This is a genomic window from Enterococcus sp. AZ071 (assembly GCF_050499065.1).
Classification (GTDB): domain Bacteria; phylum Bacillota; class Bacilli; order Lactobacillales; family Enterococcaceae; genus Enterococcus_A; species Enterococcus_A ferrettii.
This window is the reverse complement of sequence record NZ_JBIPAS010000001.1, coordinates 136961-162890: the sequence shown is the minus strand read 5'-3', so window position 1 is coordinate 162890 and position 25930 is coordinate 136961. Positions and strand designations below refer to the sequence as shown.

Annotated in this window: 28 protein-coding genes, 1 tRNA gene and 1 other annotated feature; of the genes, 14 read left to right on the top strand and 15 right to left on the bottom strand. The window is 40.5% G+C overall.

Annotation, left to right across the window (positions count from 1 at the left end; genetic code table 11):
• Positions 1-81 precede the first annotated feature (81 nt).
• On the bottom strand, positions 82-354 hold the full coding sequence (locus tag IGI49_RS00780) for a SemiSWEET family transporter (protein ID WP_207704292.1): 273 nt from the start codon (positions 352-354) through the stop codon (positions 82-84).
• Between the two features lie 442 nt (positions 355-796).
• Here IGI49_RS00780 and IGI49_RS00775 point away from each other — a divergent pair, with 442 nt between their 5' ends.
• From IGI49_RS00775 to IGI49_RS00765, 3 genes are all read left to right on the top strand, one after another.
• Positions 797-1093, top strand: coding sequence for a MazG nucleotide pyrophosphohydrolase domain-containing protein (locus IGI49_RS00775; RefSeq protein WP_429963051.1), 297 nt, complete (start codon positions 797-799; stop codon positions 1091-1093).
• Entirely contained in the window at positions 1086-1865 is a 780-nt protein-coding gene (locus tag IGI49_RS00770) for a helix-turn-helix domain-containing protein (RefSeq protein ID WP_429963050.1), read from the top strand. The genes IGI49_RS00775 and IGI49_RS00770 overlap by 8 nt, the downstream gene beginning before the upstream one ends.
• An 85-nt stretch (positions 1866-1950) precedes the next feature.
• Positions 1951-2334 (top strand): VOC family protein, encoded by a 384-nt coding sequence (locus IGI49_RS00765; RefSeq protein ID WP_429963049.1) that lies wholly within the window; start codon positions 1951-1953, stop codon positions 2332-2334.
• A gap of 34 nt (positions 2335-2368) precedes the next feature.
• Here IGI49_RS00765 and IGI49_RS00760 read toward each other — a convergent pair whose 3' ends face one another.
• The 4 genes from IGI49_RS00760 to IGI49_RS00745 all read right to left on the bottom strand — a co-directional run bounded on the left by IGI49_RS00760 (position 2369) and on the right by IGI49_RS00745 (position 7169).
• Positions 2369-3007 carry a DUF536 domain-containing protein gene (locus IGI49_RS00760; protein ID WP_207704288.1) on the bottom strand — a complete coding sequence of 213 codons (639 nt, stop codon included), beginning with the start codon at positions 3005-3007 and terminating at the stop codon, positions 2369-2371.
• Between the two features lie 299 nt (positions 3008-3306).
• Positions 3307-4638, bottom strand: a complete 1332-nt coding sequence (gene rsgA, locus IGI49_RS00755; protein WP_429963048.1) for a ribosome small subunit-dependent GTPase A — start codon at positions 4636-4638, stop codon at positions 3307-3309.
• Between the two features lie 138 nt (positions 4639-4776).
• Entirely contained in the window at positions 4777-6681 is a 1905-nt protein-coding gene (locus IGI49_RS00750; protein WP_429963047.1) for an endonuclease MutS2, read from the bottom strand.
• A 326-nt stretch (positions 6682-7007) separates the two neighbouring features.
• Positions 7008-7169, bottom strand: coding sequence for a hypothetical protein (locus IGI49_RS00745; RefSeq protein ID WP_429964948.1), 162 nt, complete (start codon positions 7167-7169; stop codon positions 7008-7010).
• Between the two features lie 69 nt (positions 7170-7238).
• Between IGI49_RS00745 and IGI49_RS00740 the strand changes: the two genes are divergently transcribed.
• A complete protein-coding gene (locus tag IGI49_RS00740; RefSeq protein WP_429963046.1) occupies positions 7239-8000 on the top strand; it encodes an ABC transporter ATP-binding protein in 762 nt (253 codons plus the stop codon).
• Positions 7990-9291 (top strand): FtsX-like permease family protein, encoded by a 1302-nt coding sequence (locus IGI49_RS00735; protein ID WP_429963045.1) that lies wholly within the window; start codon positions 7990-7992, stop codon positions 9289-9291. The genes IGI49_RS00740 and IGI49_RS00735 overlap by 11 nt, the downstream gene beginning before the upstream one ends.
• Positions 9292-9328: 37 nt before the next feature.
• On the opposite strand, the gene IGI49_RS00730 is transcribed toward IGI49_RS00735, so the two are convergent.
• From IGI49_RS00730 to rplU, 5 genes are all read right to left on the bottom strand, one after another.
• Positions 9329-9895: a methyltransferase family protein gene (locus IGI49_RS00730; protein WP_429963044.1), complete on the bottom strand. Its 567-nt coding sequence runs from the start codon at positions 9893-9895 to the stop codon at positions 9329-9331.
• Between the two features lie 223 nt (positions 9896-10118).
• Positions 10119-11471: a branched-chain amino acid transport system II carrier protein gene (gene brnQ, locus IGI49_RS00725; RefSeq protein WP_429963043.1), complete on the bottom strand. Its 1353-nt coding sequence runs from the start codon at positions 11469-11471 to the stop codon at positions 10119-10121.
• A 206-nt stretch (positions 11472-11677) separates the two neighbouring features.
• Positions 11678-11971 carry a 50S ribosomal protein L27 gene (rpmA, locus tag IGI49_RS00720; protein ID WP_207704279.1) on the bottom strand — a complete coding sequence of 98 codons (294 nt, stop codon included), beginning with the start codon at positions 11969-11971 and terminating at the stop codon, positions 11678-11680.
• 16 nt (positions 11972-11987) lie between these two features.
• A complete protein-coding gene (locus IGI49_RS00715; RefSeq protein ID WP_429963042.1) occupies positions 11988-12329 on the bottom strand; it encodes a ribosomal-processing cysteine protease Prp in 342 nt (113 codons plus the stop codon).
• 16 nt (positions 12330-12345) lie between these two features.
• Positions 12346-12654, bottom strand: a complete 309-nt coding sequence (gene rplU, locus IGI49_RS00710) for a 50S ribosomal protein L21 (RefSeq protein ID WP_010755682.1) — start codon at positions 12652-12654, stop codon at positions 12346-12348.
• 20 nt (positions 12655-12674) lie between these two features.
• Positions 12675-12745, bottom strand: a sequence feature (ribosomal protein L21 leader region).
• Between the two features lie 112 nt (positions 12746-12857).
• Between rplU and IGI49_RS00705 the strand changes: the two genes are divergently transcribed.
• From IGI49_RS00705 to IGI49_RS00685, 5 genes are all read left to right on the top strand, one after another.
• Positions 12858-13502: a uracil-DNA glycosylase gene (locus IGI49_RS00705; protein ID WP_429963041.1), complete on the top strand. Its 645-nt coding sequence runs from the start codon at positions 12858-12860 to the stop codon at positions 13500-13502.
• Between the two features lie 4 nt (positions 13503-13506).
• Complete coding sequence (locus tag IGI49_RS00700; RefSeq protein WP_429963040.1) at positions 13507-14175, top strand: O-methyltransferase; 669 nt, start codon at positions 13507-13509, stop codon at positions 14173-14175.
• Between the two features lie 106 nt (positions 14176-14281).
• Complete coding sequence (locus IGI49_RS00695) at positions 14282-15124, top strand: alpha/beta hydrolase (RefSeq protein ID WP_429963039.1); 843 nt, start codon at positions 14282-14284, stop codon at positions 15122-15124.
• 62 nt (positions 15125-15186) lie between these two features.
• A tRNA-Arg gene (locus tag IGI49_RS00690) sits at positions 15187-15260 on the top strand.
• 237 nt (positions 15261-15497) lie between these two features.
• Positions 15498-16256, top strand: a complete 759-nt coding sequence (locus IGI49_RS00685; protein ID WP_429963038.1) for an SDR family NAD(P)-dependent oxidoreductase — start codon at positions 15498-15500, stop codon at positions 16254-16256.
• A gap of 106 nt (positions 16257-16362) precedes the next feature.
• On the opposite strand, the gene IGI49_RS00680 is transcribed toward IGI49_RS00685, so the two are convergent.
• Positions 16363-18903 (bottom strand): cation-translocating P-type ATPase, encoded by a 2541-nt coding sequence (locus IGI49_RS00680; RefSeq protein WP_429963037.1) that lies wholly within the window; start codon positions 18901-18903, stop codon positions 16363-16365.
• 304 nt (positions 18904-19207) lie between these two features.
• On the opposite strand from IGI49_RS00680, the gene IGI49_RS00675 reads away from it, so the two are divergent.
• Positions 19208-19582, top strand: a complete 375-nt coding sequence (locus IGI49_RS00675) for a MerR family transcriptional regulator (RefSeq protein WP_429963036.1) — start codon at positions 19208-19210, stop codon at positions 19580-19582.
• Positions 19583-19647: 65 nt separating this feature from the next.
• Positions 19648-20433 (top strand): SDR family NAD(P)-dependent oxidoreductase, encoded by a 786-nt coding sequence (locus IGI49_RS00670; protein WP_429963035.1) that lies wholly within the window; start codon positions 19648-19650, stop codon positions 20431-20433.
• 332 nt (positions 20434-20765) lie between these two features.
• Here IGI49_RS00670 and IGI49_RS00665 read toward each other — a convergent pair whose 3' ends face one another.
• The 3 genes from IGI49_RS00665 to IGI49_RS00655 are packed head-to-tail and all read right to left on the bottom strand — an operon-like array spanning position 20766 to position 23012.
• Positions 20766-21527 carry an ABC transporter permease gene (locus IGI49_RS00665; RefSeq protein WP_429963034.1) on the bottom strand — a complete coding sequence of 254 codons (762 nt, stop codon included), beginning with the start codon at positions 21525-21527 and terminating at the stop codon, positions 20766-20768.
• Between the two features lie 13 nt (positions 21528-21540).
• Complete coding sequence (locus IGI49_RS00660; protein ID WP_429963033.1) at positions 21541-22266, bottom strand: ABC transporter permease; 726 nt, start codon at positions 22264-22266, stop codon at positions 21541-21543.
• Positions 22263-23012, bottom strand: a complete 750-nt coding sequence (locus tag IGI49_RS00655) for an ABC transporter ATP-binding protein (RefSeq protein WP_429963032.1) — start codon at positions 23010-23012, stop codon at positions 22263-22265. Before IGI49_RS00655 ends, IGI49_RS00660 begins: the two co-directional genes overlap by 4 nt.
• Positions 23013-23161: 149 nt before the next feature.
• Between IGI49_RS00655 and IGI49_RS00650 the strand changes: the two genes are divergently transcribed.
• Both IGI49_RS00650 and IGI49_RS00645 read left to right on the top strand, forming a co-directional pair.
• Positions 23162-23872 carry a response regulator transcription factor gene (locus IGI49_RS00650; RefSeq protein WP_429963031.1) on the top strand — a complete coding sequence of 237 codons (711 nt, stop codon included), beginning with the start codon at positions 23162-23164 and terminating at the stop codon, positions 23870-23872.
• Positions 23872-25227 carry a sensor histidine kinase gene (locus tag IGI49_RS00645; protein ID WP_429963030.1) on the top strand — a complete coding sequence of 452 codons (1356 nt, stop codon included), beginning with the start codon at positions 23872-23874 and terminating at the stop codon, positions 25225-25227. Before IGI49_RS00650 ends, IGI49_RS00645 begins: the two co-directional genes overlap by 1 nt.
• A gap of 55 nt (positions 25228-25282) precedes the next feature.
• On the opposite strand, the gene IGI49_RS00640 is transcribed toward IGI49_RS00645, so the two are convergent.
• Positions 25283-25801: a S26 family signal peptidase gene (locus IGI49_RS00640; RefSeq protein ID WP_429963029.1), complete on the bottom strand. Its 519-nt coding sequence runs from the start codon at positions 25799-25801 to the stop codon at positions 25283-25285.
• Positions 25802-25930: the final 129 nt, after the last annotated feature.

The following is a 25930-nucleotide window of genomic DNA, read 5'->3' as shown; positions in this document are numbered from 1 at the left end:
CGAATCCTTACTATCTTTTATTCTAATGGAAAAACGCTCCTTTAATTTAACTCAATAAAAAAGACCCGTAAAAACGGATCATTAAATCGCAGTAAAGAAAGTAATCGCCCCTAAGAAAATTCCGGGCAAGTTCGCAATTACTAAAGGCCAATCTTTTTGTTTCTTCAGAGCTCCATAGATTACCCAGCAGGTACAGTTAATCATTGCAACAAATGGTTGGATAGGACTCCCCTTATCTCCTTGAAGATTATTCAAAATCTGAGGAATGTAAGACACATACATCATCACTGATAACACTGACGCTGCCCTTCCTAGCTGTTGAATTTTGTGTTCTTTATCATTTTTTTTGCTCATTTTTACTCATCCTTTAAATAAACTTTTCTCTTAATTAGTATAGCACAGACACCTTTAATCACCTGTATAGGACACTCTTAAAGCAGTAATTAATTAGACATAAATTGTTCCTAAAAAGCAATAAGCAAAAGATTTGAAGCAGAAGCAGCTTTTACTAGAATTAAATTCTGCTCTCATTGGGGCAGCTATCCTATTCTCTACTGCAAAAGTAACACCAGCAATTAGATTGCCTTTATATAGATATAGAAGACTAGGATTATGGTGATTTAAACTGATAAATTTATGTATAGAAAGCTCTGCTGCCAATTAGCTAAGTCTTTTCTTCTTTAGTCTGCTAAAGACTTTTGCATAAGATTCATTTCAGATTTTCAAAGAATGATTTTTCTTTTCTTCCCAATTTTAACCCTATATAATAGAAGAAAACTAATTGAGGAGAAGCGTTATGAATGAATTATTAGCAGAAATCTTTCAAACGGCCGAAAAGGAACAAAAAAATGAGCAGCAGCTGGTACTAAAGCTGATGGAAGAAGTGGGTGAAACTGCTCAGGCCTTATTATCCAGCCAAAAGGCCCCAGGGAGCGAATACAAACACCTAACAACTGAGGATGTACAGGAAGAATTAGCGGATACTTTGTTGGTCACTCTCGCACTTTTCCAGAAACTAGGTGTCAGCAATGAACAATTGCACTGCTTGTTGCGAACTAAATTGGCTAAATGGCAGGCAAAGCAAGATGCCTAAGACAGCTGGATACTATCCTATCCAAATTCCTTATCTGTTGTCTGAACCCTTCCAGCAATACGTTGATTATCAGGAAGAATCAGTTGCTTCATTGAGTGAATTTGTCATTTGCTGCTGGCAGATGATTCCTCGTACTAAAGAAATTCAGCCACTCGAAAACATCATTATTGCTGATGGGTGCATTGATTTAGTTGTAGCCTTTGATCAGCAACGAATAGGATTTTCCGGTACTCGAGAGACTGATTTCCATTTCCCGGTTTCATCTACCGAACGCTTCATGGGCCTTCGCTTAAAACCCGGCGCTTTCGCTCAACTTTTTCAACGATCAGCTGAACAAGGCATGGATCAATTTTTACCCATTGAAAGGATCGACTCTGATTTTGATGCAGAAGAATTCTTCAAGCACTCTTTTTCTGAAGCAAAAGAATACTTGATTGCTTATTGCGAGAATCAATTGATGACAAGAACAGCTGATGCCTACACTAGATTGTTTGACGAACTGACTGAACAGCTGCCAGCTTCAGCAGCCGAATTATATGATCAACTTGGGCTAAAAGAACGCAGCTGCCAGCGGATTTTTCAAGAGAAGTATGCCTTATCGCCAAAAAAAGGGCTCTCCATTTTACGCTTTCAAAAAGGCTTGAATGACTTGCTGCAGACCAATGAACAAACTACCTTGAATTATTATTACGACCAATCCCATTTTATCCAAGACTTCAAGCGCAACATTGGGATTACACCTCGAGAATTAATTCAGTATTACCGTAATTGACGGATTTTTCCTATCGGTTCCAGCATTTTTACTTTAAAGTAGAAAAAAAGGCGGCTCAAATGAGCAGCCGGTGGGAGGAATATATATGTATCAACAATTAACTGCTAATTTAATGGTAGATAGCATCGAAGAAACACTGTCTTTTTATCAAGAGAAATTGGGCTTTACCCTAGTAGCATCTGTACCTAATGAAAATGGTTATTTACAGTTTGCTATTGTAGAAAAGGATGGACTGCATCTGATGTTTCAAGAACGTCGCAACATGATGGACGAATATCCAATGCTGGAAGCTTCTGCTACTAAGCCTGGGATTACTTTATTTATTAAAGTCACAGATTTTGATCAGCTCTATCAATCGCTGAAATCCAACGTGTCCTTGGCAGCCGATCTCCACGAGACCTTCTACGGTACCAAAGAATTTGCCATTCTTGATAATTCAGGCTATGTTTTAACCTTTGCCGAAAACTAGAATCATGTCCCAGCTAAAATTTAGCTGGGATTTTTTATTTGAAGCTCCAACGTTTCTTCAAGAAGCTGGTTTGTCCAGCCGTCGCCTTTTCATATTTATCCTGCAGGTCGGCGTAGTAATTCATCCAATGGTTTAGATTTTCAGTCACTCGCTGCTTTTCTTCTGCCAGGCTGATTTCCTTTTGTTTTAAACGTAAATTCTCCTGCTTCAGCTGTTTATTTTCTAAAACCAAAGTCTCAACAATTTGTTCATCCAAAAAGGGAATCTTTTCAGACGAGATGAATTCTCTAGTGTTTTCCGTCATTTGATTACTGAAAAAACGCAGCATTCGTTTGTCCTCAAGACTCAGCTGCTGCTGCTGATCCAAGAGCTTTTGCAGCTGGATAATCGTCTGATCCTTTTGCTCCAGCTGCTCTAAAACAAACTCACCCACACTGGGAAAACCTTTTTCTTCTATGGGGTCTTCCAAAATCTGCTCTCTCGGCGATTCGCTAGTGATTCGTTTTTGTTGGCGCAAGCGCTGATTATCAACAATTAAGCGAATGAACTTTGTCTGCTTGCTGCTTAAAGCGGACTTGCCCACTACGACAATTCCCATTTGATTCAGTATTCTTTTTATGGCTCCTTTGCTTACCAACAGTTCCTGCGCTAACTCTTCTATCGTTTTCTCCATGTCTTACTCCCCTAGTTAACGTTCTTTTTTGCCTCTCATTCAGATTATAAATCAATCAATATCGTTTAACAATCACGCTCTTTTCCAGGAAAATCCCCATTTTTTATTAGATATGAGTCCTATATCAATTGAAATTGAGTAGTTATTTATCTTAGTTACTCTCTAGCAAATATTCCGCTCGTCGAAAATCCTGTCTTTGTTTATTTTTAGTTAAAAACAATGCGGCAATTTTAAGGAAAAATGATAAGGAAAATAAAAGACTACAGCAACCTTTTTTCTGGTTGCTGTAGTCTGGTTGCTCATTTAATAGGAAAAGGGGAATCTCTCATTACTTGCTGGATCAATTGCAGCAACTTCTCTTGATTATCATCGGCTGCTACCCGATTGGATTTCAATACTCCGCAGGAACGGCAGCGATGTATAATTGCCCATTCACCTTGACCTTTCGACCAAAGGCTGACCGCCTCCATGGTCCCTCGGCAAAGAGCTGCCCGATCTCCTGGACGATTATCGACATGTTTACTGGTCAAACAATGAGGGCAATGATTCCGATGTTTGCTGCCAGCCGTTTCTGGAGCGGCAGCTTTCCCACACTCTTCACAGATGAAACTCTCAGTACACGATACTACACGATAATCCGGTTGTTTCAGCTGTTTAGCAAATTGAGAAATCTCTTTAAGACGCTGCTCCTTCTGCCGCAGGTATCCTTCCTTGTCTTCCGTATAGCGAGCCTCAGCGGCAAGCTTCAAATAGCTTTCCCATCTTTCCAGCGAAAGTTCACCCGCTTGCAGAGCCGCTTTCACTCGGCAACCCGGTTCTTTTTGATGTTGGCAGTCGCTAAATTTGCAGTGCCCTAAATAATCACTGATATCAGAAAAGCTTTTTTCCAAACCTTCAGAGCTGTCCCACATGCCTAGCTCCCGCATCCCAGGAGTATCAATAATTTGAGTACCTTCTTGTAAAAAAATCAACTGGCGATGACTCGTCGTGTGCTGACCTCGATCATCCTTAGCTCTGACCTTGGCTGTATCCATATAGTTATCCTTGGCTAAATAGTTCAACAACGTCGATTTGCCAACGCCCGAAGAACCTAATAAGACAATGGTTTTGTTTGGTTGCAAGTATTCATCAAGCTGGTTGATTCCGACGCCAGTTACAGCGCTGATCCCATGAACCTTCGCTCCTATAGCAACTCCTTCAGCTGCTGCAAGCTGGCGGGAATAGTCCGGCACTTCATCAATTTTCGTCAACAATACCACGGGTAAGCCGCCCGATTCCCAAGCCAAGCTCAAATATCTTTCCAGCCGCCGCAGGTTAAAATCGCGACCCAATGCTTGTAAAATAAAAACAAAATCAAAGTTGGCCGCTACAACTTGTCGTTTGTTACTGCCAACGGCTGAATCAGCCCGAACAAATAAGGACCTGCGCGAATAGGTTTTTAAGATTAGGCTGTGATCTTGACCTCGATAATCTAGAACTACCTTATCACCGACTGTAGGATAATCCTCAGCCTGTTCCGGGTAATTCCCTCGCTTCACCTTGGCAAATCCAGTGCCTTTAGTGCAGGTAAAGCCAAATAAATCTTTATGAACAGAAGTAATTAATGCTTCTTCTAAATAGTTTGTATTCACAATTTTTTCTCCTTATGTTTAGTTATCCTGCTCCCTTCTTGACTTTCCAGCTTTTTTCACATCATTGATCCATCAGCTGAAAAGCCGATGGTTGACACTTAGCATCAAACAACTACACCTCTTTCTACTCACTTCCGACTATTTACCAGAGAAACGTCTTTCTCGCATTTCTTTATCTAACTGCTTTTGGGCTGTTTTCGATCCGCGATCTAAGTCGCGATTTCTTTTCCGAGTTTGGTAATCACTAAACAGGCTGTCTAACTCATAGTCCTGCGGGTACAGCTCCTGAGCTGACATCATCAATTGCACGCGCTGCCGCAGCACCTTAACGAGTTGATCATCTACCAAGACTTCGATTTGATCGTCACCCTCATCCTGATAAACTAAGCCAATCGCCTCAGTTTCCGTTAGCCGGACGCGATCACCCTTTTGATAAGTCGTGATCTCCTTTTCTTTTCTAAACAAACTAGTCTCTTCCACTGGTTTGAAGTTCTGTTTAGTCGTTTGATAATCTTTTTGATCAATATACTTTTGAGCCTGACGAATCAGTTCCTTAGACATATGCATCTTTTTCGCAATCCACAAAGCCTGACTATCTCCAATTTCACCGACCTGCAGCCGATACTTCGGTGTTAAGGTTTCACGATCAAAAGCCATTGCCGCTGGAACAAAGTCTTCATGAATTTCAGCAAAACGTTTGATTTCGCCATAATGGGTTGTAGCAACAACTAAACCGCCTTTCTCATACATGGCTTCCATAATTGCCACTGCCAGAGCGGCACCTTCATTCGGTTCCGTTCCGCTGCCGATTTCATCCAACAGAATCAGCGTATTGCGTTTCACCTGGTTCAAAATCTGGGCGATATTATGCATGTGACCAGAAAAGGTACTCAGGGCATTTTCCAAATTCTGCTGATCCCCAATGTCTACAAACAAATTGTCTAAGACCGCTATCTTAGTTCCTGCTTGTGCTGGAATTTGCAATCCGATCATGGTCATCAACGTCAGCAAACCCACTGTTTTCAAGACGACTGTTTTTCCACCTGCATTGGCTCCAGTAATGACTAACCCGCGATAGGCTTCTCCTAACTGAAAGTCCAATGGTACCGCATCCTTCGGTAAGAAAGGATGGCGGCCTTTTTTAATCTCAATAATTTCCGACTTATTCACACTCGGTGTAATCCCCTGCAGTTCACGACTATATTTTGCTCGGGCAAAAATAATATCAAAGGCCGTAATAGTTTCCACCGCATAATCAATGACTGTTTCATATTCAGCGAACAAGCCGGTCAGCTCTGCCAATACCTGATATTCTTCGGCGACTTCTTCAGCCTTTAACAGCGCATGCCGTTCATTTAGCTTTGCGATAGCAGTCGGCTCAATAAAAACAGTTTGTCCTTTGCTGGATTGTTCCACGATCGTTCCGGACACACGATTTTTGTAGCTAGCTATAATCGGAACAGTGTAATGCTCACCCTTTTTGATAATTAAGGCTTCCTGCAGCATTTCCTTATTGGAAGGATGGCGAATAAACTTCATTAACTTATCTTGAATAGTTTTCTCAGCTTCCTGCAGCTGCTTGCGCACTCGACGTAAGCTCTTGGAGGCATCGTCACTAACCTTTTTGTTATGAATTTTTTGATAAATACTTTCTTCAACCGCTTCTAGCTGCGGCAATTCCTTGGCATAATTGTACAGCAATGGCGTCTGGAACTGATTTTTCTCGAAAAACTTAGTGATCATTCGGCTGCTGCGTAAAAAGTCAGCGGCTTCGATCAGCTCCTGCGGTGACAAAATCATCCCCCTTTTTACTTGGCCGATCAAATGGTTAATCTGACTCAAGCCCATAAAAGGAACATGCTGACTGCTGTCAATGATCAGTCTGGCTTCCTCGGTTTCCTTTTGCCACATTTTCACCGTTGCCAAATTGCTTTGCGGTGTAATCGTGGCGATTCGTTCTTTACTATATTCACCAATCGCTCGCGTTTGGATTTCTTTAATAATCCGGTCAAATTGTAAATGGTTAATTGTTTCGTTATTCATTGATCTCTTCTCCTTCTTTGAAGAGAGATACCCGTCCCTAAATAAATTATTCACCTAGAAAATACAAAAAAGACGATAGCCATACTATCGTCTTAGAACACACTCATTCTATCTATCGACAGGTATCACTCATATAAGCACGCCAAATAAACCTACTTGTTTACTGGCTATTCAACTTACTGATTTAGATACCTGTTACACTCACAAAAATATCCCCATTCGCTCTAGGTTTTAATTTATTCTCAACAACACTATAACAAGTCGTCGAATTCTTGTCAACTTTATGAAAAAAACGATTCACCGAGGCAGCAAATTGTTAGAACCTCTTATCCTCGCCAGAAGGATTTAGAGAAAAGAATAAAGATCGGGAATATTTCCAAGCGCCCTATCAGCATAATGAAAGTGAGAGTTAATTTTGAAGCATCCGACAAAAAAACAAAATTCCCAGTTGGACCCACCAGATTAAATCCTGGTCCTACATTGTTAATACAAGTTTTCTAAGTCTATCCCCGTCCATTATGCTATGATTAAACTAATAATTTTTAGGGAGTTGAGTTATGCGTATTTTAGAAGTGAAAAATCTTACCAAAACCTATGAAATAGACGACAATCACTACAAAGCCTTGGAGAACCTCTCCTTTTCCGTTAGAAAAGGTGAATTCGTAGCGATTATGGGCGCTTCTGGTTCAGGAAAATCTACCCTACTAAATATTCTTTCTACCTTAGACTTCGCTAGTTCTGGACTTGTACTATTAGGAAACGAAGATCTCTCCCAACTGTCGGAAAAACAACGGGCCGATTTTCGCAGCCAGCACTTAAGCTTTATTTTCCAAAACTACAATTTGCTGGGAAATTTGACCCTGCAGGAAAATATCGCCTTGGCTCTAACTGTCAAAGGACATCCTAAACAGGAAATCTATCAATTAGTCCTTGAAACTGCTGCTAAATTGGGCATTGAAAAACTATTAGCCAAATACCCGCACCAAGTTTCCGGTGGTCAACAACAACGCTGTGCTTGTGCTCGGGCCTTAGCAACTTCGCCGGACTTAATTTTAGCCGATGAACCTACTGGTGCTTTGGATACCCAATCAACCAAGCAACTGCTGACTATTTTGGAATCCATGAACGAAACGCTGGGAACAACAATATTGCTGGTCACTCATGATGCCATTGCTGCTAGTCATTGTCAACGTGTCTTATTCATGCAGGATGGCCAATTCGTTAATGAGCTTCACACAAAAGACCAAACCCAAAAAGAAAGCTTTCATCAAATTCTTGAGTTGATGGGTGCTTTAGGAGATGATGCCCATGTATCTTAACTTAACCTTACGCAATGCCCGACGTTCGCTAAAGGATTATTCGATTTATATCATTACCCTAACTGTTCTAACTGCCATCATTTGTTTATCCAATATTGTTTCAACTATTTCAACCGTAACCGGAATTGAAGGCACCTCCCTTCCGGTGCTGATTGTTTCGATCGCCGTAGCGATGCTTCATTACATGAATCAATTTTTTCTTAAACAGCGCTCAAGAGAACTCGCTACCTATTCTTTATTAGGGATGAATAAAGATCGAATTGCCCTGTTAATTTGTGTTGAATTATTTTGGCTGGGAATACTTTGTTTATTACTGGGGACGTTCTTAGGTACTGTCCTTTTTAGTATCTTTACGCTTTTAGCTGAATCCAACCTTTCACTAAACGTTCCCTTATTTACAATTTTCGTTCAAAATTTTGGCTGCTTGCTGCTGATTGAATTGTTCACGGGCATCCTTTTGCGTCGAAAAATTAAACAGCTGCCACTAGGTCAGCTGGTAGATATGAACGCTCAGCAGGAACGAAGAGAAAAACGTACCCTTAACTTTTGGAAGAAAACCTGCCTGATCAGCACGCTTCTCACAATAATTATTAGCGGTCTGATACTGTGGGATTTTGAATCCTTTGGCTATTCCCTCACTTCCATGCTGAGTGTTCCATTGATCTCTTCTATCTACTCTTTTTACAAATTTGGCTTTCTAGAGTTACAAAAATTCCGCCAACCGGAAAATGCTAGGCTTTATGAGAATAACCGTCTATTGCATATCAGCAAGCTTCTAAGCAGCCATCGCTCCAATGTGATGCTGTACACCATTCTTTCCTTATGTCTACTGTTTGCGTTCGCCTCCTTGGCCTTCGCCAATGCACTAAAGTCGGGATTGTTCCCAACCTTTTCAGTTTCTGAATATATGGTTTTTCTGCAAAGTGTCTTAAGCTTTATATTTACTTTTCTTTATTTTTGCTTGCTATCTCTGCTGCAAATGGTGGACAGTTATCAGACAAGAAATGATTTTCGCATTTTACATTATTTAGGCAAGAGTCAGACAGCGTTGAAGAAATTCGCCTTGATCGATCTGCTAACCCGTTTCCTTTTACCCCTTTTGTCATTTGTGTTGATTACTGGACTGCTGCTATTAGGTCTTTCAGCAAGCAACTTCTCGACCATTCTGGTTCAAACACTCTGGTCATCAGCTGGTACCTATTTTGTCATTCTGCTAGTTTTAAGCCTTTTGTTTTCCAGTATATCCTATCAGCTGAACACCCGAACCATCAAAGAAGTCATTCAGTCTTAGTTCAAAAAAATCGGTCCCCGCGGATCGATTTTTTATCTTAAAAATATTTTCTGACCTTTTGCTGATAATCTCGATAATTTTCACCGAATTCAGCTGCGAGATAAGCTTCCTCTTGATTAATCTGAAGATGAAAAAGGATCAACGCAACAATTGCCAGTGAGATTGTTAAGATATTTGGAAACACCAACGCTATGCCTATATACAAACAGTCAAAACCTACAAATGCCGGATTACGACTGTATTGATAAATCCCTTTAGTCACCAGTTCAGTCTCTTGCCCTTCACTAAACCCAACACGCCAATTATTCTGCATCGTTCGCACAGCGACAATAAAAATCCCCATTCCTAAACAAGCAATGCCTAATCCAAGTATACTTAAAAGCAAAGTCCCAGGTTCTGTAAAAAATGGCACAATAACTTGAACAACTCCTCCCACTCCAGTTGCGGCCCGCAAGAGTCTTTCAAAACGTACATTTTTTTTAGGTTCCTCACTATCTCCTAGAAAATTTACCTTAATCCCCCGACGCGCTAATAACACTGCCTTCATAAAATAAGCGGAATAAAAAACTAAAACTATTCCCAACATCAAACCTCTAATCATCATTTAAAAACCCCAATTCATATGTTTGTTTATTCATATGAACATTATCGCATGTGGTCGATTAATCAGTCAAGTACTTCCTAATTTTTGCGGCTAGCCACTTTCGTTAAAGACATTCCCTGAACTTTAAGACGGCTTACTGAGTTTATCCTAAAAACTCTATCTGTTTTTTACAACCATCAAAAAAAGCCCACCGATTGGTGAGCTTTTCTCAAGACTAGCATTCCTAAGCGACTGTTCTTCTCTCCGTAAACAGCGCATAAATTAACCCAATCAAGAAGCCAACGAGCGCTGGTAAAATCCAACCCATACCGATGTGAAAAAAGGGTAAGTATTTTCCGACAAAAGTTAACAGTGAGTCGATAACAGGCAGTCTCAAAATACCTGAAGGGCTAGCTGCCAATCCATCAAAAATTGCTGGAATAATAGTAAACGCGGTGGTCATTTGATAAACAACCTTCCGCTGCTTAAAGAGTGGACTGACAATAGACAATAAAATCAAGGTCATTGCTAACGGATAGACAAACATTAAAACAGGTAAAGAAATTTGAATAATTTTTGTTAATCCAATGTTCGCAAACAAACAAGGCAATACACTAGCCACGACGATGAAAAATTGATAGCTGCGTTTTGGAAACAGCTCAACAAACGTTTCAGAGAAAGCCGTAACTAAGCCAATTGCTGTCTTCAAGCAAGCAGAAATAACTATCAATGCCAACAAGATACTGCCAGCTGTCCCAAGATATTCATTCGCAATTTGTGCTAACGCGATACCGCCGTTTTCACTCAAGGCAAATTTCCCAAGACTCATTGCTCCCAGATAAGCCAGCAAAGTATAAATGATACCCATCAATAGGATACTAATTGCTCCAGACTTAATCGTATCCCTAGCAATTTGGCTCGGCTTCTTAATACCCATGGACTGGATAGTAGTTACAATAATAATTCCAAATGCCAGTGAAGCCAAAGCATCCAAAGTATTGTATCCTTCGATAAATCCTCTAGAAAAAGCGGTGGTCTGATAAGCTGGCTGCACCACCGCACCTGCTACCGGACCCAATGGACGTGTAAATCCTAAAAACAACAGCGTACCTAGCAGAAGCAAAAAGATCGGATTCAAAAACTTCCCTACATAATCCAAAATCTTAGTCGGCTTGCGTGAAAAGAACCAGGTTGCTGCAAAAAATACTAAACTGAAGGCTGCCAAAACAATTGATTGATTCCCGCTATCAATAAATGGGGCCAAACCAATTTCAAATGACGTGGTGGCTAGCCGCGGTAACGCAAAAAAAGGACCGATAACCAGATAGATCAAGATGGTAAAGATAAAAGCATACCTTCGATCAATCTTTGAGGCTAACTCAAAAACCCCTTTACTTTGGGAAATCCCAATAGCGATGACACCTAAAAAAGGCAGCCCAATTCCTGTAACCAAAAACCCCAGGTTCGCTTGAAAAACATTCTCACCCGCCAATTGACCCATATTCACAGGAAAAATTAAGTTTCCTGCTCCAAAAAAAAGACCAAAAAGCATGGACCCTACATACAAATATTGCTTAAAAGAAAGCTTATTCTCCAAAAAATCGCCTACCAACTATATAGTCTAAAAGAAACATAGAGTAATAGTACCTAAGAGAATGAAAGTTTACAAGTTATTCTCTTCAAATTTTCATTCTCAAGTTAAATGAAGTATCTTTTGGTAAAATATATGTACAGCAAAAATATCTGTGGTTTGACTACAAAAAAAACTAGAATCCTCGAAAGGATTCTAGCCATTAGTACTAATTAAGCTTCTTGAGCTGCTGGATATACTGATACTTGCTTTTTGTCGCGGCCTTTACGTTCGAAACGTACTACGCCGTCGCATTTAGCGTACAAAGTATCATCTCCGCCTTTACCCACGTTTACGCCTGGGTAAATTCTTGTACCGCGTTGGCGGTAAAGGATTGATCCACCTGTAACAGTTTGACCGTCTGCACGTTTAGCGCCTAAACGTTTAGATTCTGAGTCACGTCCGTTAGAAGTTGAACCGCCACCTTTTTTATGAGCGAAGAATTGCAAATTCATTTTCATCAACATGAGATGCACCTCCTGGTTATTGTTTGATAGTTTTGGTTTGAATGTACTGATCGTTCTCTTGTTCAATGGCCTGTAGGCCCAACAATAAATTTTCCAATAAAATTTGCGTGATATTGGTTTGCTCCTGAGTCAATCCTTCAGCAAGTTCGATATAAAGGTAACCACCTTCAACTTCATCCGCATCAATGGTTGGCTGAGTTCCAGCTAGAGAATCAATGCCGTTAACGGTACTAATTGCTAGAGCAGAAACACCGGCACACACGATATCATGTCCGTATTCACCGGACTGTGCATGACCAGAGAGTTCAAAAGAAACAATCCGTCCTGATTCATTACGTCTGAATGTACCTGTAATCATTTAGGCACCTTCTTTATTACGCTTTGATTGAGTCAATGACAACTTTAGTGTAAGGTTGACGATGACCTTGTTTACGGTGTGAATGTTTTTTAGGTTTGTACTTGAATGTTACGACTTTCTTTTGTTTGCCGTGTTTTTCAACTGTACCTTCAACGGTTGCACCTTCAACGATCGGAGCTCCTACTTTCGTAGTTTCACCGCCGACTAAAACAACTTGATCAAAAGTAACTTTTTCGCCAGCTTCAACATCTAATTTCTCGATGTAGATTGCTTGACCTTCTTCTACTTTGATTTGTTTGCCGCCTGTTTTGATGATTGCGTACATGCTTGTGGCACCTCCTTATAATTTATACTTAGACTCGCCATCACAAGTGACTTGCGTACTTAAGACTTGCTCTGTGCGGTTGTAGCTGTGGAGTCCACAATTACAACATTCTTAGTTTACTAAAAAAATACTATCAAGTCAATGATTAAATTATTGACGAGTGACCGGGTTATTCTTTACTATAGAAAGGCGAGGTGAAATACATGGAATATCCGGAAATACTAGTAACGCTGGTCCAAGAGAGATCTGTCGGAATGCGCTTGGAAGGTTTTGTCACTGGACAAGGACCCACTAAACCAAAATTGATGCTGGTTGGTGAAGCACCTGGGCGTAACGAAGTCGAAAACTTTATTCCCTTTAGCGGAGCTGCCGGTAAAGAATTGCTCAGTGCTATGGCTTCCATCGAACTAACTCGAGAAAACACCTATATCACTAGTGCCGTTCGCAGTCGTCCTTTTAAGGAAGTGCATCGCATCAATCGCCGGACAAACCAAGAAGAAACGGTTTATCCTAATCGGACACCTTCAAAAAAAGAAGTGTTGGCTCATGCCCCGATACTGGATTATGAACTGTCCATTATTGATCCACCTGCAATTGCTACCTTAGGCAACATTGGGTTACAACGACTTCTGGGGCCCGGTCACCAGATTACTGAGCTGCATGGACAACTTTATCAAGGACCGGTTCAAGAGCTGAATCAGGAACAAAACGGGTATCAATCTTCTCACAAAGAATATTTAGTTTATCCCTTGTATCATCCAGCCGCAATTTTTTATAATCGTTCATTAACAGAAAGTATCGCTGAGGATTGGAAAAACCTCGGCTTATTATTAGAAGAAAAGAGGTAGCAACATGCGCAACGAAATGATGCACCGTCCAATTGTAAATCAGGACGTTTTACACTACATGCGAACAGAACAAAAGCAATTAACCGGCAAATTAGGCGAATTAGAAACCTACGCTCATGAACAAGGGATCCCTGTCATTCCTCATGAAACTGTCGTATTTATGCAATTTCTACTAAAACAATTACAAGCAAAGGAAGTTTTGGAAATCGGAACAGCGATTGGTTTTTCTGCCAGCTTAATGGCTGAAATTTTAGGTGAGGATTCCCATATCACCACCATCGATCGCTTCCCAGTCATGATCGAAAAAGCCAAAGCTACTTTTGAAAGAATGGGTTTAGAAGATCGAGTGACTTTATTGGAAGGCGAAGCAGCCGAATTATTACAAACTCTTGAAGGTCCCTACGATTTCATCTTTATGGATAGTGCTAAATCAAAATATATTACTTTCTTACCAGAATGCTTGCGTTTGCTAAGACCTGGTGGTGTGCTGATGGTAGATGATATTTTCCAAGCTGGAACTATTTTCCACCCGATCGAAGAAACACCACGGAAAAATCGAGCGATCTACCGCAAGCTGAATGAGTTTTTAGAGACTGTAACTAAAACTCCTGACCTAACTTCAAGTTTGCTTCCTTTAGGCGATGGTGTGGCATTGATTACCAAAGAGAAATAAAAACGGCTCAATTTTTACTTTTTTCTTGAGAATTTCTATTTTCTCTTGTTCCCAAGGCAAAGCAGCATAAACTAAAGAGGAAGACACTGTATGGGAGGTCCTTTGCTTGAACAAAAGAAAGAATTCGCTGATTACTTATTTGATCATTACTATTATTACCTTTGGGTTAGTTTGGATCGGAACAAAAAATCGAGCGTCTGCTTCGCCGCAGGAATTGAATGCTTTGCCAATTTCGGAACCAGTTGTAATGGTCCCCGGCACAAATGGCAATGTGGATCAGTTTGACGGGTTAATTAAAACATTGGAAAAGAAAGAGTCTGGTATTGATGTAGTGAAGCTCACTGTCGAAACAGATGGCTCGGTCCAAGCAGCTGGTAAATTTTCGACTGGAACCCAACATCCGATTTTAGTCGTTGCCTTTGATGACGGCTCAGATGAGTCCCTTTCTAAGCAATCTGAATGGCTGCAAAAGGCGTTTGCCTATACAGAACAATTTTATGCCTTTTCTACCTACGACTATTTAGGTTATTCTAATGGCGGATTAATCCTCACCGGCTATTTAGAGAATGAGCAGCAAAAAAGTGACCCCACCCTCAATCATTTAGTAACACTCGGAACTCCTTACAACGGAACAGACTGGGAAGACAACGACAATAGCACTGTCTTTACCGAACCAAGAAAAAAGAGTCCCCTATTGATGGACTATTTAAAGGGCCGTGACAATATTCCGAAGAATATCTCTGTTTATAATATTAGCGGAAATGTTGACAATCAAAACACCGATGGGACAGTTCCCCTAACCAGTGTTTTAGCCGGAAGACTTATCTATGGCGATTCTAAAAGTTATCAAGAAATCACTATTGATGAAAATGCAGATCATGGATCGCTCATTGAGAATACAAAAACGGTGCAGCTGATCCAGAAATATCTGTTTGATCAAATAAAATAACTCAATAATGATTGACATTCTAAAGTAGTTTTTCTATAATAGCTATTGTTGCTAAACTACTTGTGCTAGTAGCTCAGCTGGATAGAGCACTCGCCTTCTAAGCGAGCGGTCGTGGGTTCGAATCCCTCCTGGCACGTAATAAACATCGTTTTAACTACTTATCGAGGTATTAACAGGAAGAGATTTTCTGTTGATACTTTTTTATTTACTCAAAAGATCAGCCACCCATTTCCTAATACTTCTCACTGATAGCTCAGCAATTTTGATCACGCCAAAAATTAGTAAGTTAACTTTACTAGAAAGCGGTCATCCCACCTACTTGTGAAAAGGTTTTCATTTTGTTAAAATTATAGAAAAAAAGGGAGGTTTTTTTTTGAAAAATTACTTAGATTTAACTGGTCGTGTGGCTGTCGTTACTGGTGCATCATCAGGATTAGGTCGTGAATACGCAAAAGCTTTAGCTGAGAACGGAGCGAAGGTTGCCATTTTGGCTCGTCGGGTTGAACGTTTAGAAGAAGTAAAAAATGAAATTGAAGGTGCAGGTGGAGTATGTTTGCCTGTTCCTGTCGATGTCACTGACGAAAGTGCTGTGGTTACTGCAGTTCAAAAAGTTGTAGATCATTTTGGTAAAATCGATATCTTAGTGAACAATGCTGGATCGATTCAGGTGACACCTTCCGTTGATTTATCTTTGGCAGATTGGCAAAAGGTCGTGGATGTCAGCCTAACCGGATATTTCTTAATGGCACGAGAAGTTGGAAAAAATATGATTGAAAATGAATACGGCCGGGTCATTAATACAGGTTCGATGTTTGGTATGATAGCTGGCATGCAAATGCCAAACCTTGCCTATAATGCTACAAAGGGAGCTGTACCAAACTTTACCCGCAGTCTTGCGCAAGAATGGGCCCAGTACAATATCACTGTCAATGCCATCGCACCAGGTATGTTTCCAAGTGAGATGATGATAATCGACGAATCCGTCGAACAACTATTACAATTCCGTACGCCAATTGGACGTCCAGGAAAAATCGAAGAGCTCTTGGGGCAATTATTATTGTTTGCTTCTGAAAACTCTTCTTATACTACAGGACAAACTATTGCCATCGATGGTGGCTGGACTGCGGTATAAAAATAAGAACCCTTCTTTTTGTTTGTCAGTAAACAAAAAGAGGGGTATTTTTAGGTTCTATGGACTGCATAGAATTCCAAAATTCCTAGTTCTCTGCAATCGTTAATCAATCCTTTATCGGAAGCTCTTGAACTTCACGCCTATTGATAACCAATTTGACCACATCATACCAGCAAACCGCTGCCATACCTAGGAGCGCACACAATGCCAATTGTGGAAGTGATAATGCTGCTAAGTCTAAAAAGCCGTTAATAGGAGAATAAATTAGACCGAGTAAAACAACGATGGTCCCGCCTAATATTCCCCAAATCACTTTATCATGGCGCAACTGGAGGAAGGTTTGCATTCCCAGCAAATGATTCGAGCTGTTCACTAAGACTAAAAAGATATTAGAAATGATTAAAACAGTCAATCCCATTGTTCGTGCCAACTCATCATTAGCCGGTGCTTGCTGCAAACTAAGATAATAAGCACCAAAAGATGCGATAAAAATGACCAGACCTTGAATCACACTTTTCACTAACAATTTTGTTGACAAAATACTCTCATAGCGATTTCTTGGTGGACGATTCATATTGTCAGGCTCACTTGGCTGCCTTTCCAGCACCACCGAACATGTGGGATCAATCACCAACTCCAGCAGCACAACATGCGTAGGTAGTAAAAATAAAGCTGTTTGGGCTATTCCTAAAAGCGGCCCGAACAAAGCAGTTAAAGCAATCGGAATGTGTATGACAAAAATATAACCGATTGCTTTTTTGATGTTATCGTAAATTCTCCGACCATCCTTAATCGTGTTAACAATAGTAGAAAAATTGTCGTCCATCAGAATCAAATCCGCTGCCTCGCGAGAAACCTCCGATCCACGTTTGCCCATCGCAATGCCAATATCCGCATATTTTAACGCTGGTGCATCATTTACTCCATCGCCCGTCATTGCTACAACCTCATCGTTTTGTTTAAATGCTTTGACAATTTTCATTTTGTGTTCAGGTGTTACCCGTGAAAAGATAGTCATATCTACCACTTTTTCTGCCAATTCTTCCTCATTTAGCTGATCAATTTCTTGACCTGTCATCGCATACTCTGCATTCGCAATTCCCACTTGCCTAGCAATAGCACTAGCAGTAATTCCGTTGTCTCCAGTAATCATTACTACTTTAATTCCTGCTCTTTGACACTGTAAAATATCTTGTTTTATCCCAAGGCGCGGCGGATCACTTAATCCAATTAATCCTAAGAAAGTAAGAGAACAGTCTTTAATTGAGGCGGGAACTTCGTCTGCTGCTGCGACTACCTGCTCTCCTACTGCCAGAACACGCAAACCCCTTTTAGCAAATTGATCAATTTCTTTAAAAACCGCTTGCTGCTCTTCCTTTGAAAGATTAGAGATTGATAGAACGCTTTCCGGCGAACCCTTAACTGCAATTGCAGCTCGGCCCTGTTTCTGCCAAACATGTCCCATCATTTTCAACTCATCAGTAAAAGGATACTCCGTAATTAACACATCAGAAAACAATGCCTGCTTATCCCAATTATGCTCAGCTGCGTATTCCAAAATCGCAATTTCCATTGGATCATAGGGTTCAGTTTCGCAAGCTAAGCCCACAATTTCAGTGAAACGCTGCTGAACTGCTTGGTCTGTCACCCAACTATCAGTAACCGTCATCCTATTCTCCGTGATTGTTCCGGTTTTATCCACCGCTAGAACCGATACCGAGCCCATAGTTTCAACTGCTGGCAATTTACGAATCAACGATTGCTTTTTAGCTAAACGCCAAGCACCCATCGATAGAAAAATCGTCAACACAACGGGGAACTCTTCAGGGATCATAGCCATTGCAATGGTAATTCCAGATAAAATACTCTGAATTATGCGGTCGGTAAAGGCTAAGGTATCATCATTGAAGAAAGTAACCACTGCTACAAGCAATAAAAAAATAAAGGCGATTATTGCACACGCCTTTACCAGCTTGCCTATTTGTTTATCTAAAGGAGACGGAGCATTTTCTGCCGTCACTAAATGCTTGCCAATTTTTCCGTATTCCGTTTGTGATCCGGTTTTATCCACTAGTATCGTCGCACTTCCTGTCGTGACCAGTGTCCCGGTGTAGACATAGTCCTCACGCCAATAATCCGCACCCAGATTTTCTTCAGAAAGAGCGAGTACTTTCCAGACCGCTTCAGCCTCCCCAGTCAACGAGGACTCATTTACTCTCAGATCACTCGCTTTTATAACATAACCATCCGCCGGGATCTTTACTCCTTCTTCAATCAGCATTAGGTCTCCAGGAACTAGTTCCTCACTTAAAATCTCGACTGTTTGCTTATTGCGAATTACTTTGATTCTAGGCGCAGACAGATCCTTCAAAGCATTCAAGGTTTGATCTGTCTTCCATTCCTGAATCACTTCAATTGCAATAATCACGACGACAAAAGTCAGCATAATCAGCCCATCCTGCGGCTCACCTAAAAAGAAATAAATCAGTGCAGCTACCACCAATAAGAGAAACATTGGTTCTAAAATAATATGAAGGACTTTTAAATAGAAAGGTTCCTTCTTCTTTTGTTCCAATTGATTTTTTCCATACTTTGCTAATCGTCTTTCAACCTGATCAGTCGTTAAGCCATCCCAATTCGTTTTCATATCTATCTCTCCTCTACCAAAAATAAAAATGGTCCACTCATCATACCTGCATTTTTTGATGATTACGACGCTATTTTTCTATTTCTTAGGCAACTTTTACTGTTTAGCAGAAACGAAAAAAATAAAAGCTGGTCGCTTAAAAAAATTTCTATAGGCCACCCTAATATAAATTTACGCGGGGTTAAAATTTGAATCAGTCTCCCCCTGATGGTTCCTCTAAAGTACAACGAAAGCTATTGGTGATCGTAACCTTTTACGATATACTTGTCTTTAAAATAACTGTACAAGCAAAGGAGGAGCGCTAGTGATTTACAGCATTGGAAAATTTTCAGAATTAACAGGCTTTAGCATCGATACCCTGCGCTACTATGAAAAACAAGGAATTATTATCCCTAAAAGAGACCATAATAATCGACGGATTTTTGATGAAAAAGATGTGGAGTGGTTGGCCTTTATTCGTAAATTGAAACTGACAGGAATGAAGCTGAAGGATATTCAAACTTATTCTAGACTCCGCTACGAGGGGGATCAAACTGTTCAACCACGGTTAAATTTACTATTGGCGCAATCGGAACTTCTCTACCAGCAGAAAGTCGAAATTGAACAGCATATCAGCTTTCTGAATCAGAAAATTTCTGTCTATCAAAAGATGCTGACTGAACAAAATAAAACAGAATAACTCGCTTGACATGGAGTATACTCCAGCATGTATTTTTATTACTATACATGAAGGAGGATTCAAAATTGACCACTAAAAAATACACTGTAATCACTGGTGCCAGCTCAGGAATCGGCAAAGAAACGGCCAGAGCCTTTGCACGACGCAATAAAAATCTCCTCTTAATTGCTAGACGAGAAGAACAATTGCTTCAGCTTAAGCAGGCTATTCAAGCAGAAAATCTACAGATCGATGTCCAACTATACCCGACGGACCTATCCGTAATTCAATCTATCGAACCACTTTTTGAAAAACTGTCCGTTTACGAAATAGAAACCTGGATCAACAATGCAGGCTTTGGTATGTATGGCGAGCTGGCAACAAATGACATTGAAATGATCGAAGCCATGCTCCATTTGAATATCGAAGCGCTCATCTTACTGTCCACCCTATTTGTAAAAAAATACCGCAATACACCGGGTACCCAGCTAATTAATGTCTCTTCTGCCGGCGGCTACACAATCGTTCCTACGGCAATTGTTTATTGTGCCACCAAGTTCTTTGTCAGTGCTTTTACTGAAGGCTTAGCCGATGAGCTGAAAACTACTGGCGCTAAGATGCAGGCCAAGGTTTTAGCCCCAGCCGCCACTAAAACAGAGTTTGGTAAAGTTGCTAATCAAGCAGAATCCTATGATTATGACCAGGCTTTTGGCACCTACCATACTAGTCAAGAGATGGCTCAGTTTTTATTACAGCTGTATGATAGCCAGCAAACCGTAGGCTACATTAATCGTGATTCCTTCACATTTGAATTAAGTCAGGGACGTTTGCCTTCAGCCATTGGTTCAACAAACAACCAAAAGTACAACTAACTATTTTTTATGAAAGACACCAACTCCCAGCAATAGTATACCTTTGACCCAAGCAGCCAATGGTCCGATGACAAGGGCAACCAGCGGCATGGGGCTGTCCGTGATCATTTAAATCAGCGAGAGCAATCTTCCCAGCAAACGCGGTTCAGCAGTTTCTTTAATTGGTCACGATCTTTGCTTATTTTTGAATTAGTCATAGGCAATTGATTTTGAGAGGCTAATTCGGAAATACTGCATTGACAACTGGTGTTAAAATACCTGCTGCACCAGAGAGAATTGCCTATATCCTAAAAAAGAATCCTTACTAAAAAGAAAACGGAAAGCAAAACAATTTACATTCGTACTTTTCCAAAGCACCAAGAAGACAGCTGTAAAGCGAGTAAAAAAATCAGCAGGGCTATCGGAAGAAACGGAAACCATTGCAAAGCACTAGTGGTCTCTCCTGTTGAAAAAGCATTCAGCAGGAGAGACACAAAGTATCCGCTGTAGCAATAAGGATAAACGATCCAAAAAGAAGTATTCGCTGCCAAAATAGCTGGAATTGTCAGCAAAAGATTTAATCCAATCGACCAAATCGGTTTGGAAAATAAAACTGTCAGCAGCCATATCACTCCGATACATGGAAGCATGGTTAGGAACAATCCGCTGCACCACAATGAAATCTGAAAAACAGGTATTCCACCAGGCACTCCCATCATTTGCGTTGCTGCAAATCCAGCAACGACAAAAACTAAAAAGAAAATAATGATTTCTGCCAGTAAAACGAACACCAGTAGACAAAATTTTGACAATGATAAAGCCGACCTGCTGACTGGCAATGTCAGCATTTTGACTAAGCCTCGGTTTTGAGTTTCCTGTGCAGATAGCATGGTACAAAAGACAATCATGCTAAACGGTAAAAGATAGTACGCATACACTAATGCACTTTGGATAAACATTGCTCCCCAAGCATTCGTATACTCTGGAGTAAAATATTGACTGATATTAGCAATTCCCGAGACGACCACCAAAATTGGTGCTATAAATAGCAGGGGAATTATTTTTGAACGCCTGATTTTCAGATGCTCATTCTTTAGCAATTTAGAAAAGTTCATGTAAAGCCACTCCTTATACATAACGTATTTTTTTAGTTGCGATCAGACCAGCGGCTAAAAATATGGCCGCTTCTCCAAATAACAGAACCACTATTTTAGGATCAACCTCCGCTGTCATAGCTACTGCTGGACGAAACAACAGGACAAATGGATGGAGTAAGAAAATAGCTGGCTTGACTGTAGCAAAGATTAATCCGGTTAAAAATCCAATTACACCGACTCCTAAAGGCAGCCAAATATTTTCAAAATGAGCAGCTATCAACAACATAAAAGTTAATACGGGTAAAGTTGTTGCAAAGGAATACCCCGCAAATCGCAGCAATGTAGGCCAATCAAAGGCTCCCTGGCTCAACTCTGTCAAACCGATCTTTGCCAACGCGGCATTTTCCAACACAATAGCCATAAACAGCCCCCCTGTAACAATCACAAACTTACTTAGGTAGTATTTCGTTAGCGTAATGGGCAGTACATACATTTTTCTTACTGCTTGTCCTTTAAATTCCAATTGATAAATTAAGCAAGCAGCCATAATCACCCCAAACAAATTAAAAATCAGCACTACTCCATATAATTGAGTCAGTAAAATATCCATCGGCGGCAGCGGAAGTCCCAACAAAGAATCTTTGCGAAGACCAAAATTTAGCAGGCTGTATAGTGCCCCTACTATGCCCACTGCAATAAGAATCCAAATAATCCCAGTGCGCTTTTGTTTTCGTAATTCAATCAAAAATTCCATCATAAACGAGCCCTCTGTTTCCTTGCAGCATTATCTTTTTGGATCATTGTTAGAAAGATATCCTCTAGATGTTGGCTTACCTCTCCTTGTTGCCGTAACGCATCTAGGCTTCCTTCAAAAAGCAGCCGGCCATGATTCAACACGCCCACATCAGTTGCCATCTGTTCAATCTCAGCCAGCATATGTGACGATATCAAGAGGGTGCAATCGTACAGGGTGGGCAATGACCGAATCAGATTACGGATCTCATGAATCCCCGTCGGATCTAAACCATTTGTTGGTTCATCGAGAATAAGAATGGGCGGCCGACCAATTAAAGCCGTTGCCAATCCTAACCGCTGCTTCATTCCCAATGAATAATTTTTTGCTAACCGATCACCAAAGCTGCTAAGATCAACTAGCTCCAACACCTCATCCACCGCCTGTTTCTCCAAGCCAAGAATACGTTGAATAATTATAAGATTTTCCCTTCCTGTTAAATTGGGATAAAACGAAGGACTTTCTATAAATGAACCTACCTCACTTAATATTTCCATTCGATCTTTAGGAAACCTTTTCCCATTAATAGAAAAGTCGCCGTCGCTAGGAGAGGTTAGACCCAGCAGCATTTTCATCGTCGTCGATTTTCCCGCGCCATTTGGTCCGATAAACCCATAAATGCTATTTTTCTTAATATGAAGGGTCAAATTATCTACAGCAGTAAACTCCTTGTATTGCTTTGTTAATCGATTAGTGGTAATAACTTCCATAATCAGTCGCCTCGCTTTCTTTCCTCTATCATGCAGTACTAAGCTTACGTCAACCTCCTGCTGACCTTACATTTACCTTACCTTTTCATTGCTAAGGTAAATGGCTTTGCTGGGAATGCTATAATAATAAAAAAATGAGGAGTGACAGCATGAAAGATTCCTATCTAAAAGAAAGACGGCTGCTTCTAGTTGATGACGAACCAGAATTATTAAAGCTGTTAACTTCCATTTTGCAGGATGATGGCTTTCGAAATCTTCACACAGCTTCCAATATGAAACAAGGTTTGACCCAAGCAAAAGATCTGCAGCCGGAATTGATTTTACTAGATGTGATGCTGCCAGATGGTGACGGATTCACCTTGTTTCAGTTGCTGCGTCAGTTTACTGAGGTTCCTGTCATTTTTCTGACGGCCAAAGATCAGCCCGTGGATAAGCTGGAGGGGTTAGGTTTGGGGGCGGATGATTATATCGTTAAACCCTTTTTGCCTCAGGAATTACTGCTGAGAATACATGCGGTCTTACGAAGATGCTACAAAGAAGATGTTATCAGTACGCAATTGGATTTTTGTCGGATTGATTTTAGTCGAGCGGAAGTTTCTCGCGCTGATGGAACTCAGTTGGTGCTTACCGCTACTGAACGTACCTTGTTAAGTACTCTAGCTCGAAATGCGGGAAGAATTGTTACCATCGATACGTTGTGTGAAGCAGTGTGGGGGGAGAATCCTTTTGGCTACGAAAATAGCTTGATGGCTCATATACGACGGATTCGAGAGAAAATTGAAGAAGCACCTTCTCGACCAACCTCTCTTTTAACTGTCAAAGGTCTCGGGTATAAACTAGTGATAAAGAGGGCTGACTAATGCACTCATTCAGCAAATACATTACAAAGTATCTATCCGCTTTCGCGGGATTCATTTTATTGCTGCTTTTAATCAATTTGATCCTGTTCGGTTTAGCTTTTCAGAAGATTATTTTTCAAAGCAAGGAGACACCTTCTCCCAAAGTGATGCTGGAACAAACCACCAAGGATTTTTCAGCAGAAGGATTAAGCAATCAAGGCAAACAACGACTAGAGGAACAAAATATTTGGGGAATGTATCTTGATGAATCCGGCCAAGCAGTCTGGTCGCTGGATTTGCCTAAAGGAGTTCCGACAGCTTATTCACTACAGGATGTTGCAACCTTTTCTAAAGGCTATATAGCAGATTATCCTGTGTTTATTCAAAAAGAAGGAGCGGGTTTGCTCGTTCTCGGCTATCCCAAAAACAGCTTCACAAAATTAATGAGCAATTACTACCCGATTCAAACAATCAAATCATTGCCAGCCTTTGTGTTCGTCGTTTTAAGTTTAGATTTTATTTTACTTTTCGGTGCTTACTTTTTATCCAAAAGAAAAATCATTGCCAGTACTCAGCCGATTGTTGAAGGTCTTCAGCAGTTATCTGCCGGTGAAACCGTTCAGCTAAAAACTAAAAATGAGCTTTCTGAGGTAGCTAAAAATCTCAACCTCGTTTCCTATAAATTGAACCAGCAAAACGAGGCCCGTGCCAACTGGATCAGCGGCGTATCCCACGATATTCGAACGCCTCTTTCTATGATTTTGGGATACGCAGACCGAATCGCTGCAGATAAGACTACTAACCAGGCTACACAAGAACAGGCAGCGATTATTTTGCAGCAAAGTATCAAAATCAAAGAACTGGTTCAAGACCTGAATTTAGTCTCGCAATTGGAATACGACATGCAGCCTCTAAACAAAGCCTCAACTCATGTTGCAAAGATGCTTCGCTTATATACAGCAGAATTATTAAATTCAGGTATTTCAAACAAATACGAACTGGAGTTAGTCATTCCCGCAGAGGCCGAGACGTTCTATTTCACCTGTGATGAACGATTACTAACACGTGCTGTTAATAATCTCGTCCAGAACAGTATTCAGCACAATCCTGAAGGCTGCAACATCCAAATTTCTTTGTCGTTGGAAGCACAGGCTTTTGCAATTATTGTAACTGATGATGGACAAGGTGCTTCGAAGCGTGATTTGCAGCAATGGATAGACAGCAATCCTCTGAATAGCACTGATGAACATTTGCAGCTGCGTCATGGTCTAGGCCTGCATTTAGTCCAACAAATTACACACGCTCACCAAGGAACAATGACTGTTGAAACTAATTTGAAGAAAGGTTTTCAGACCACTTTGATGTTTCCATTTTAATAATTAGCAAAAAAATATCCTTACTATAGCCAGTCGCTATGATACGGATATTTCTTTATTCATCACAAGTCTTCTCTAGTATTTCCTTCTTACTATAATAACTCTTCTGATACAAAATCGTCAGCAACGTCAGCACGATCGCCAATAAGAATAATGAAGCTTTTACCATATTCATAAATTGAGTATTCACTAAGAAACCAATATAGGGCAGATAAAAAGCCGGTTTGCCGATGAAATTACGGAAATGCACCAAACCCATTTCAGCATTTGAAACATTATCCCCTTTTACAAAATAGCCATTGATCTTCTCATCAACAGACAGTACACGACGTGTTTTCACTGACTGACCTTGATTTTCGTAATACGTAATGGAGTCTCCCGCTTGAGCCTGTCTCCTGTTAGGACGAACAAACAGCAAGCCCCCCTTACTATATTTTGGCGCCATTTTATTGTCTTCTACAACATATGGGGTAACCTCCAGCAAACGAGGAATAACAATTGTAAGTGTTGTAAGCAAAAAGAAGAACACAATAACCGCACCATAAAAAACGGTTATTTTTTTATAGTAATTCATTCTTTTCCCCTTCCATTTTTCTACTACGTTTTATTCCCCAATATCATATCACACCTATTCGTCTAATAGCTACGACAGTTATCTTTTGTTCTGAATTTATTTCCAATTTTAAATTGTTTTCTAATATGA

What these genes read in the sequence shown, in the direction of transcription:
- IGI49_RS00640 (WP_429963029.1), bottom strand. Translation starts at nt 25,801, where the DNA reads ATGAATTACTATAAAAAAATAACCGTTTTTTATGGTGCGGTTATTGTG.
- IGI49_RS00730 (WP_429963044.1), bottom strand. Translation starts at nt 9,895, where the DNA reads ATGATGATTAGAGGTTTGATGTTGGGAATAGTTTTAGTTTTTTATTCC.
- IGI49_RS00760 (WP_207704288.1), bottom strand. Translation starts at nt 3,007, where the DNA reads ATGGAGAAAACGATAGAAGAGTTAGCGCAGGAACTGTTGGTAAGCAAA.
- IGI49_RS00645 (WP_429963030.1), top strand. Translation starts at nt 23,872, where the DNA reads ATGCACTCATTCAGCAAATACATTACAAAGTATCTATCCGCTTTCGCG.
- IGI49_RS00700 (WP_429963040.1), top strand. Translation starts at nt 13,507, where the DNA reads ATGCGCAACGAAATGATGCACCGTCCAATTGTAAATCAGGACGTTTTA.
- IGI49_RS00705 (WP_429963041.1), top strand. Translation starts at nt 12,858, where the DNA reads ATGGAATATCCGGAAATACTAGTAACGCTGGTCCAAGAGAGATCTGTC.
- IGI49_RS00740 (WP_429963046.1), top strand. Translation starts at nt 7,239, where the DNA reads ATGCGTATTTTAGAAGTGAAAAATCTTACCAAAACCTATGAAATAGAC.
- rplU (WP_010755682.1), bottom strand. Translation starts at nt 12,654, where the DNA reads ATGTACGCAATCATCAAAACAGGCGGCAAACAAATCAAAGTAGAAGAA.
- IGI49_RS00735 (WP_429963045.1), top strand. Translation starts at nt 7,990, where the DNA reads ATGTATCTTAACTTAACCTTACGCAATGCCCGACGTTCGCTAAAGGAT.
- IGI49_RS00665 (WP_429963034.1), bottom strand. Translation starts at nt 21,527, where the DNA reads ATGAACTTTTCTAAATTGCTAAAGAATGAGCATCTGAAAATCAGGCGT.
- IGI49_RS00775 (WP_429963051.1), top strand. Translation starts at nt 797, where the DNA reads ATGAATGAATTATTAGCAGAAATCTTTCAAACGGCCGAAAAGGAACAA.
- IGI49_RS00780 (WP_207704292.1), bottom strand. Translation starts at nt 354, where the DNA reads ATGAGCAAAAAAAATGATAAAGAACACAAAATTCAACAGCTAGGAAGG.
- IGI49_RS00750 (WP_429963047.1), bottom strand. Translation starts at nt 6,681, where the DNA reads ATGAATAACGAAACAATTAACCATTTACAATTTGACCGGATTATTAAA.
- IGI49_RS00650 (WP_429963031.1), top strand. Translation starts at nt 23,162, where the DNA reads ATGAAAGATTCCTATCTAAAAGAAAGACGGCTGCTTCTAGTTGATGAC.
- IGI49_RS00770 (WP_429963050.1), top strand. Translation starts at nt 1,086, where the DNA reads ATGCCTAAGACAGCTGGATACTATCCTATCCAAATTCCTTATCTGTTG.
- IGI49_RS00765 (WP_429963049.1), top strand. Translation starts at nt 1,951, where the DNA reads ATGTATCAACAATTAACTGCTAATTTAATGGTAGATAGCATCGAAGAA.
- IGI49_RS00715 (WP_429963042.1), bottom strand. Translation starts at nt 12,329, where the DNA reads ATGATTACAGGTACATTCAGACGTAATGAATCAGGACGGATTGTTTCT.
- IGI49_RS00655 (WP_429963032.1), bottom strand. Translation starts at nt 23,012, where the DNA reads ATGGAAGTTATTACCACTAATCGATTAACAAAGCAATACAAGGAGTTT.
- IGI49_RS00660 (WP_429963033.1), bottom strand. Translation starts at nt 22,266, where the DNA reads ATGATGGAATTTTTGATTGAATTACGAAAACAAAAGCGCACTGGGATT.
- rpmA (WP_207704279.1), bottom strand. Translation starts at nt 11,971, where the DNA reads ATGTTGATGAAAATGAATTTGCAATTCTTCGCTCATAAAAAAGGTGGC.
- IGI49_RS00680 (WP_429963037.1), bottom strand. Translation starts at nt 18,903, where the DNA reads ATGAAAACGAATTGGGATGGCTTAACGACTGATCAGGTTGAAAGACGA.